This window comes from Streptomyces sp. NPDC057654 (assembly GCF_042800135.1).
In the GTDB taxonomy this organism is placed as follows: domain Bacteria; phylum Actinomycetota; class Actinomycetes; order Streptomycetales; family Streptomycetaceae; genus Streptomyces.
The window spans coordinates 1-7,084 of sequence record NZ_JBHVHQ010000426.1 but is presented as its reverse complement, the minus strand read 5'-3'; the positions used below and the strand labels follow the sequence as shown (position 1 = coordinate 7,084).

At 74.4% G+C, this 7,084-nt stretch carries 6 protein-coding genes; 3 read left to right on the top strand and 3 right to left on the bottom strand.

The window, feature by feature from the left end; translation table 11 throughout:
• Window positions 1–247 precede the first annotated feature (247 nt).
• The 3 genes from ACFU99_RS26605 to ACFU99_RS26595 all read left to right on the top strand — a co-directional run bounded on the left by ACFU99_RS26605 (window position 248) and on the right by ACFU99_RS26595 (window position 4,582).
• Window positions 248–1,237: a helix-turn-helix domain-containing protein gene (locus ACFU99_RS26605; RefSeq protein WP_384396372.1), complete on the top strand. Its 990-nt coding sequence runs from the start codon at window positions 248–250 to the stop codon at window positions 1,235–1,237.
• A gap of 289 nt (window positions 1,238–1,526) precedes the next feature.
• Window positions 1,527–2,009, top strand: a complete 483-nt coding sequence (locus ACFU99_RS26600; RefSeq protein ID WP_384396369.1) for a DUF456 domain-containing protein — start codon at window positions 1,527–1,529, stop codon at window positions 2,007–2,009.
• 185 nt (window positions 2,010–2,194) lie between these two features.
• Complete coding sequence (locus ACFU99_RS26595) at window positions 2,195–4,582, top strand: Tat pathway signal sequence domain protein (protein ID WP_384396366.1); 2,388 nt, start codon at window positions 2,195–2,197, stop codon at window positions 4,580–4,582.
• Window positions 4,583–4,603: 21 nt separating this feature from the next.
• Here the strand turns inward: ACFU99_RS26595 and ACFU99_RS26590 are convergent, their stop codons facing one another.
• The 3 genes from ACFU99_RS26590 to ACFU99_RS26580 form a co-directional block, all read right to left on the bottom strand.
• Entirely contained in the window at window positions 4,604–5,071 is a 468-nt protein-coding gene (locus tag ACFU99_RS26590) for a DoxX family protein (protein WP_384396363.1), read from the bottom strand.
• Window positions 5,072–5,223: 152 nt separating this feature from the next.
• A complete protein-coding gene (locus ACFU99_RS26585) occupies window positions 5,224–5,718 on the bottom strand; it encodes a methylated-DNA--[protein]-cysteine S-methyltransferase (RefSeq protein ID WP_384396361.1) in 495 nt (164 codons plus the stop codon).
• A partial coding sequence (locus ACFU99_RS26580; RefSeq protein WP_384396358.1) for an AlkA N-terminal domain-containing protein occupies window positions 5,715–7,084 on the bottom strand: 1,370 nt, incomplete at its 5' end. The genes ACFU99_RS26585 and ACFU99_RS26580, both read right to left, overlap by 4 nt.

The following is a 7,084-nucleotide window of genomic DNA, read 5'->3' as shown; positions in this document are numbered from 1 at the left end:
CTCCTCAATCTCCCCGAGCGGTGCGCCCGAGGGCGCGGTGTTCTCCGGTGGCGTGTCAGCCCGCGACAACGGCTCCCGCTGGTGCGGGAGCCGCCGTCCGGTGCTGCGGTGCCGTCACATTGGCAGAGCGGCGGGGAGTGCGGGGATGATGTCCGAGGCGGAATTGTGCCGTGGCTCATTTCCGCCAAGGGGCGCTGGAACCGGTGGTGGAACCGGCGGGAACGGTCCTATGGGGAGGGCACATCGCATGCTGACCGCGCTCGGTCTGGACGAGGCACAGGAAACGGCCTACCGGACGCTCGTGGCGCTCGGCGCGGCCGAGCTGAGCGATCTCGCGCACCGGTTGACGCTGCCGGAGGAGGAGGCCGTACGCACCCTGCGCCGCCTGGAGCGCCAGGGGCTGGCCGCGCAGTCCTCCGCCCGCCCCGGCCGCTGGGTCGCGGCGCCGCCCGCCGTCGCCCTGGGGGCGCTGCTGACCCAGCAGCGCCACGAGCTGGACCAGGCGGAGCTGGCGGCGGCGCTGCTCGCCGAGGAGTACCGGGCCGAGGCCGCGGAGCCCGCCGTGCACGACCTGGTGGAGGTGGTGACGGGCGCGAGCGCCGTGGCCCACCGGTTCCTGCAACTGCAACTGGGCGCGGCCGACGAGGTGTGCGCCCTGGTCACCGGGGTTCCGCAGGCGGTGACGGGGATCGAGAACGACGCGGAGGAGCAGGCCGCGCAGCGCGGCGTCCGCTACCGCGCGGTGCTGGAACGCGCGGTGCTCTCCGGCCCGCACGGGCTGGCCGAGCTCTCCGCGGCCCTCGGCCGCGACGAGCAGGTCCGGGTCGTGGACCGGGTCCCCACCAAGCTCGTGATCGTCGACCGTACGCTCGCGATGGTGCCGCTGACCTCGCGGTCCGCCGAGCCCGCCGCCCTCGTCGTGCACGCCAGCGGCCTGCTCGAATCGCTGCTCGGGCTCTTCGAGGCGGTGTGGCGCGACGCGCTGCCGCTGCGCCTGGGCATCTCGGGCTCGGTGCACGAGGACCCGGCGGAGGGGCCGGACGGCACGGATCTGGAGATCCTCTCGCTGCTGCTGGCGGGTCTCACGGACGCGAGCGTCGCCAAGCAGCTCGATCTCGGGTTGCGGACGGTGCAGCGGCGGGTCAAGGGGCTGATGGGACTGGCGGGGGTGACCACCCGGCTCCAGCTGGGGTGGCACGCGTACGAGCGCGGCTGGGTGTCCCGCAGCGGGCGCTGACGGGCGGGTGCGCTGCGGGGCGGGCCGCACCGCTACGGGCGACGGGACCCGCGTACGTACACACGGGACCCGCGTACGTCACGTGCACGTGCACACGTGCCCCCGAGGACGTAAACCGGCACGCGGGGGCGCCCGGGTCCCCTCCGGCGCACGCGGGCAGGCGGTAGCCGTACGTCCGCTTCAACGCCGGGCGGGTGGAGCGGGGCGGGTGGGGCCCCCGCGCCCGTAAGTGGTGAATGTCGATATTCGCCCGGAAGCGGACCCGCGCGGCTTCCGGCAACCTTGGCTTATGGAGACGCCGCAGCTACTCCTGGTCGGGCTGGTGATGCTGCTCGGCCTGCTCGGCGTGGTCACGCCCGGCGTGCCGGGGCCGCCGATCGTCTGGGCCGGCGTGCTGTGGTGGTCGATGACCGCGCGGACCACGCTCGCCTGGGGCGTACTGGCCGGTACGACCGCGGTCCTGCTGCTGAACCAGGCGGTGCAGTGGCTGCTGCCCGCCCGCTCGCTGCGCGGCGCGGGCATCACCCGGCGCACGTTCCGGCTGGCCGGGGCCGCCGGGGTGGTGGGGTTCTTCGTGGTGCCGCTGATCGGGGCCGTGCTGGGGTTCGTCGGGGCGATCTACGGCGTGGAGCGGCAGCGGCTCGGCGGCCACGGCCAGGCGTGGGCGTCCATGCGGGGCGTGATGCGGGCGATCGGGACGAGCGTGCTGGTCGAGCTGTTCGCGTGCCTGCTGGCGGTGGGCGCGTGGGCGGGCTCGGTCATCTGGGGCTGACTCCTGCCCGTGCGCTCAGGAGCGTCGCCCCACTCATCGGATCTCTGTCAGAACTATTGACGTCTCCTTCCGTGCTTCCTACGTTCCTCCGATGGAAACCTCGGATGAATCAGCCGACGGATAGCTCGACCGCCGGCTGCGTCAGCCGGATCAGTGTGAGCTCGTCGCACGCGCCTGGAGGCGGAATGGATACCCCGAACGGAACGTCCAGCGGATCGTCCAGACGAGCCGTGCTCGGCGGGGCCCTCGCCGCGGGAGCCGCGGGCGCCGTAGGACTCGCGACCCCGGCCGCGTACGCGCTCCCGGCCGCCGCCTCCCTCCCGGAAGACCGCGGGCATGACGACCCCTGGCGCGAGGTCCTCTCCGACGCCGACCTCGCCTGGCGGACCATGCCGAAGACCTGGTACGAGGGCCCGTTCCTCGGCAACGCTCTCCTCGGCTCCGGCATCTACGCCGAGCCGGGCCGCAACGCGATCCGGTTCAACGTCCAGCACAGCGAAGTGCAGGACCACCGCCCCGAGTTCGGCTCCCTCTTCGGCCTCGCGCGGCTGCCCATCGGCTGGTTCACCCTCGAACCGGCCGGCCGGATCACCGGCGTCGACTGGCGGCTCGGCCTGCACGACGCCGAGCTGACCGGCACGGTCACCACCGAGGCGGGCACGCTCACGCTGCGCGCGATGGTGCACAACTCACGCTCCGTACTGGCCGTGGAGATCGTCCCGAGCGCGGGCGAGCGCGGCTTCCGCTGGACGTTCCACCCGGCCGAGGCGATCAGCCCGCGCGCCGCCTTCAAACCGCTGCCCGCCGGGTACGCCGGCAATCCGCCCGCGGCCGTCGAGCGCCACGGGGGCGTACGGGCCGCGGTCCAGCCGCTGCTGGCGGGCGGCCAGCACGTCACCGCGTGGCACGAGCGGACGCACGGGCACGGCGGGCGGCGCACCCTGTACGCGGCCGTGGCCTGGTCCCACCCCCGGGCCACCGCCCGCGCGAAGGCGCTGCGGACCGTACGGAGCGCGGCGGCGCTGCCGTACGACGCGCTCGCGCCCTCCCATCGCGCCTGGTGGCACCGGTACTACCGGAAGAGTTTCCTGTCGGTCCCCGACGCCCGGTTGCAGCGCTTCTACTGGGCGCAGCTCTACAAGGCCGCGTCCGCCGCGCGCCGGGACGCGCCCGTGATGGCGACATCGGGCCCCTGGCTGGAGCCGACGCCCTGGCCCGCCACGTGGTGGAACCTCAACGTGCAGTTGGAGTACTGGCTGATCCACGGCTCCAACCACCTCGAACTCGACGCCGTGACACGGGCGTTGAGCGAGTACCGGCACCGGCTGAGCGACGAGCTGGCGAAGCCGTACCGCGCGGATTCGGCGGGCATCGCCCGTACGACCGACATGACGCTGCTCAACGGGGCGTCCGTGGCGAACGGCGGCTACGCGGTCGGCGTGCCGGGCCAGGATCCGCCCACGCCGGAGGTCGGCAACCTCACCTGGGCGCTGCACAACGTCTGGCTGAGTTACCGCCACACCATGGACGAGTCGATCCTCCGCGACGTCGTCTTCCCCCTGCTGCGCAAGGCCGTCACCTACTACCTGCACTTCCTGACCCCCGGCCGGGACGGCAGGCTGCACCTGCCCGCCACGTTCTCCCCCGAGTACGGCGTCAACGCGCCGGACTGCAACTACGACCTGATGCTGCTGCGCTGGGGCTGCGCGACGCTGCTGGACGCGGCGCGGACGCTGGGCGTATGGGACGCGCTCGCGCCGCGCTGGCGCGAAGTGCTCGCGAAGCTGGCCCCGTACCCGACCGACGCCAACGGCTTCATGATCGGCGCGGGCGTCCCGTTCGCCAAGTCGCACCGCCACTACTCCCACATGCTCGCGGTCTACCCCCTCTACGAAGTGACGTGGGATCAGCCCGAACACCGCGCGCTCATCGAGAAGTCGCTGAACCACTGGGTCGGCTTCGAGGGCGCCCTCCAGGGCTACACCTTCACCGGGGCCGCGTCGATGTCCGCTCAAATGGGGCGCGGCGACGACGCGTTGAAGTATCTCGGCGAACTGATGACCCGTTACATTCAGCCGAACACCATGTACAAGGAGTCCGGCCCGGTCATCGAGACCCCGCTGTCGGCCGCGCAGTCCCTGCACGACATGGTGTGCCAGAGCTGGGGCGGCGTCATCCGGGTCTTCCCCGCACTGCCCGGCTCCTGGCGCGCGGCGGCGCTGCGGGACTTCCGTACACAGGGCGCGTTCCTGCTGAGCGCGGTCCGCGAGGAGGGCCGGACCCGCTGGGTGCGGCTGCACAGCGAGGCGGGCGCGCCGTGCGTGGTCCGGCACGGGATCGAGGGGCCGGTGGAGGTGCGCGACACGCACGGGCGGCCGCTGCGGTACGAGCGTGTCGCCGGGAGCGATGGGCACGGCGGACACGACCGTACGGGCGGCACCCTCCGTATCGCGCTCCGCAAGGGCGAGACGGCGCTCATCACCGCACACGGGGACCGCCCCGACCTCACCGTCGCCCCGGTCCCCGCGAACGCCCCGGCCCCGCGCTGGGGGCTGCCGGACGCCGGTCGCTGAGCCGCGAGGGGCAGGCCCCGGTCAACCGCGCCGGGACGCGAACAGCCGGTCGAGGGAGAGAGCCCCGGGGCCGGTGAAGACCAGGAGGAGGAAGGCGAAGCAGAAGGCGACGGAGAGTTCGCCGCCGTTCTGGAGGGGCCACAGGGCGGTGGCCTGGTGGGCGTCGAAGTACGCGTAGGCCATCGAGCCGGAGCAGATCAGGGCCGCCGTGCGGGTGCCGAAGCCGAGCAGCACCAGGCCGCCGCCGACGAGCTGGATAACGGCCGCGTACCAGCTCGGCCAGGCACCCGTCCCGACCGTGCCGCCCTGCGGCCCGGCGCCGCCGAGCACGCCGAAGACGGCGGCGGCGCCGTGGCAGAGGAAGAGCAGGCCGATGACGGCACGGAAGAGGGCGAGCGCGTACGGGCGAGCGGCGTCGAGCCGTTCGCCGACGGCGGGTGGGGGCTCGGTGGGCGGCAAGGGCGTGCGGGCCGCGGCGGTGGCAGGCATGGCGGGCTCCTCGGATGGCGGGTGGCGATCGGTCGCCCCGAGGCCCCTCGGAGCGGATCAGCCGCCTTCCACCTTTCCCGAGGCCGGGAGGGTCCGCATCGTGCGGCGGGCGACCCGTGCCGTACTCCGCGGGCGGTACGCCGCGGGCCGTCTCACGACTCCAGCTCCAGCAGCAGCCGCTTGCGCTCCAGACCGCCCGCGTACCCCGTCATCGAGCCGTCCGCGCCGATCACCCGGTGGCAGGGGCGCAGCACCAGCAGCGGGTTGGCGCCGATCGCGCCGCCGACGGCGCGCACCGCCATCCGGGACGCCCCGACGCGGGCCGCGATCTCGCCGTAGCTGGTCGTCCGCCCGTACGGCACGGCGTCCAGCGCCGCCCAGACCTTCTCGCGGAACTCGGTGCCGCGCGTGGTGTATTCGAGCCCGAAGTCGCGCAGTTCCCCGGCGAAGTACGCCATGAGACGGCGTTCGGCCTCGGCGAAGGCGGCCGGGTCGCGGCGGTCGTCGGGGCCCGGCCGTACGGCGTTCTTCTGGCCGGGCACGGACAGGGAGGCCAGGGCGGTGCCGCCGGGCGCGGTGGGCGAGGGTTCGCCGGTGAGCAGCAGCAGCCCGAGGGGGCTGTCGATCTCCGTGTACAGCACTGTCATCCGCTCTTTCCTGTTGTCGCAGCCGTCGTCGAAGGGGGCGTCGTGGCGTTCCAGAGGTGGTGCAGCGCGTACGAGCGCCACGGCCGCCACCCCTCGGCCGCCTCCGCGCCCGCGCCGACCGCCGCCAGCCCGTGCCGGACGCCCGCGTCGCCCGGCAGGAACACATCGGGGTCGCCCAGCGCCCGCATCCGCATGTAGCGGGCGGTCCACGGGCCGATGCCGGTCAGGGCGAGCAGCGCCTGTTCGGTGGCGTCGCGGTCGACGCCGGGGTCAAGGGCGACGCGGCCGTCGGCGAGCGCGCCGGAGACGGTGCGCAGGGCGCGCCGCCGCGCGTCCGGCATGCCCAGTTCGGCCAGGGCCGCGTCGGCGAGGACGCCGGGTTCGGGGAAGACGTGGGTGAGGGCGCCGTCGGGGGCGGAGAGGGGTTTTCCGTACGCCGCCACGAGTACGCCCGCGAGCCTGCGGCCGGCCGCCACGGTCACCTGCTGGCCGAGCACGGCCCGTACGGCCAGTTCCTCGCTGTCCGCCGCACCGGGCGAGCGCAGTCCGGGGCGGGCGGCGACCAGCGGGCCGAGCCAGGGGTCGCCGCCGAGGCGTTCGGCGACGGCGTACGGGTCGGCGTCCAGGTCGAACAGGCGCCGCAGCCGGGCCACGGCGGTGGCGAGGTCCCGGAGGTCGGTGAGGTGCAGCCGGCACTCCAGCCAGCCGCCGCCGGCCGCCGGCCCGCCCGTGCCCGCTGTCGCTGTCGCGTTGCGGGCGCGGCCACGACCGCGCTCCGCGCCGTGCTCGTCGACCTCGGCGACGGCGGTGCCGTACGGGAGGCGCAGCGTGCGCCGGTAGGTCCGGGCGCCGGGTGCGCCGAGGATTTCCTCGATGCCGGCGATGGCGCGGCGCTCCAGGAAGTCGAAGATCTCACGGGCCGCGTACGGGCCCCGGCAGGCGAGCCGCAGGGGGATGCCCGCCGGGGCGGGGTGGTCGCCCGCGTCCTGCCTCTTCCCGCCCGGGGCCGGGCGTGCGGAGTCCCGCAGCCCGGTCGGCGTGCCGGCGTAGATCTCGCGGATCGTGTCGTTGAACTGACGGACGCTGGCGAAGCCCGCGGCGAAGGCCAGCTCGGTGACCGGCAGGGTGGTGGTTTGCAGCAGCACACGCGCGGTGTGGGCGCGCTGGGCACGCGCCAGGGCGACGGGCCCCGCGCCCAGCTCCTCGGTGAGCTGCCGGTGCACCTGCCGGGAGCTGTAGCCGAGCCGCGCGGCGAGCCCGCCGACGCCCTCCCGGTCCACGACGCCGTCCCCGATCAGCCGCATGGCGCGGCCGACCAGGTCGGCGCGGACGTTCCACTCGGCCGATCCGGGGGCGGCGTCCGGCC

Coding starts and splice junctions, on each gene's coding strand:
- ACFU99_RS26585 (WP_384396361.1), bottom strand. CDS start 5,718: ATGACAGTGCTGTACACGGAGATCGACAGCCCCCTCGGGCTGCTGCTG.
- ACFU99_RS26600 (WP_384396369.1), top strand. CDS start 1,527: ATGGAGACGCCGCAGCTACTCCTGGTCGGGCTGGTGATGCTGCTCGGC.
- ACFU99_RS26605 (WP_384396372.1), top strand. CDS start 248: ATGCTGACCGCGCTCGGTCTGGACGAGGCACAGGAAACGGCCTACCGG.
- ACFU99_RS26590 (WP_384396363.1), bottom strand. CDS start 5,071: ATGCCTGCCACCGCCGCGGCCCGCACGCCCTTGCCGCCCACCGAGCCC.
- ACFU99_RS26595 (WP_384396366.1), top strand. CDS start 2,195: ATGGATACCCCGAACGGAACGTCCAGCGGATCGTCCAGACGAGCCGTG.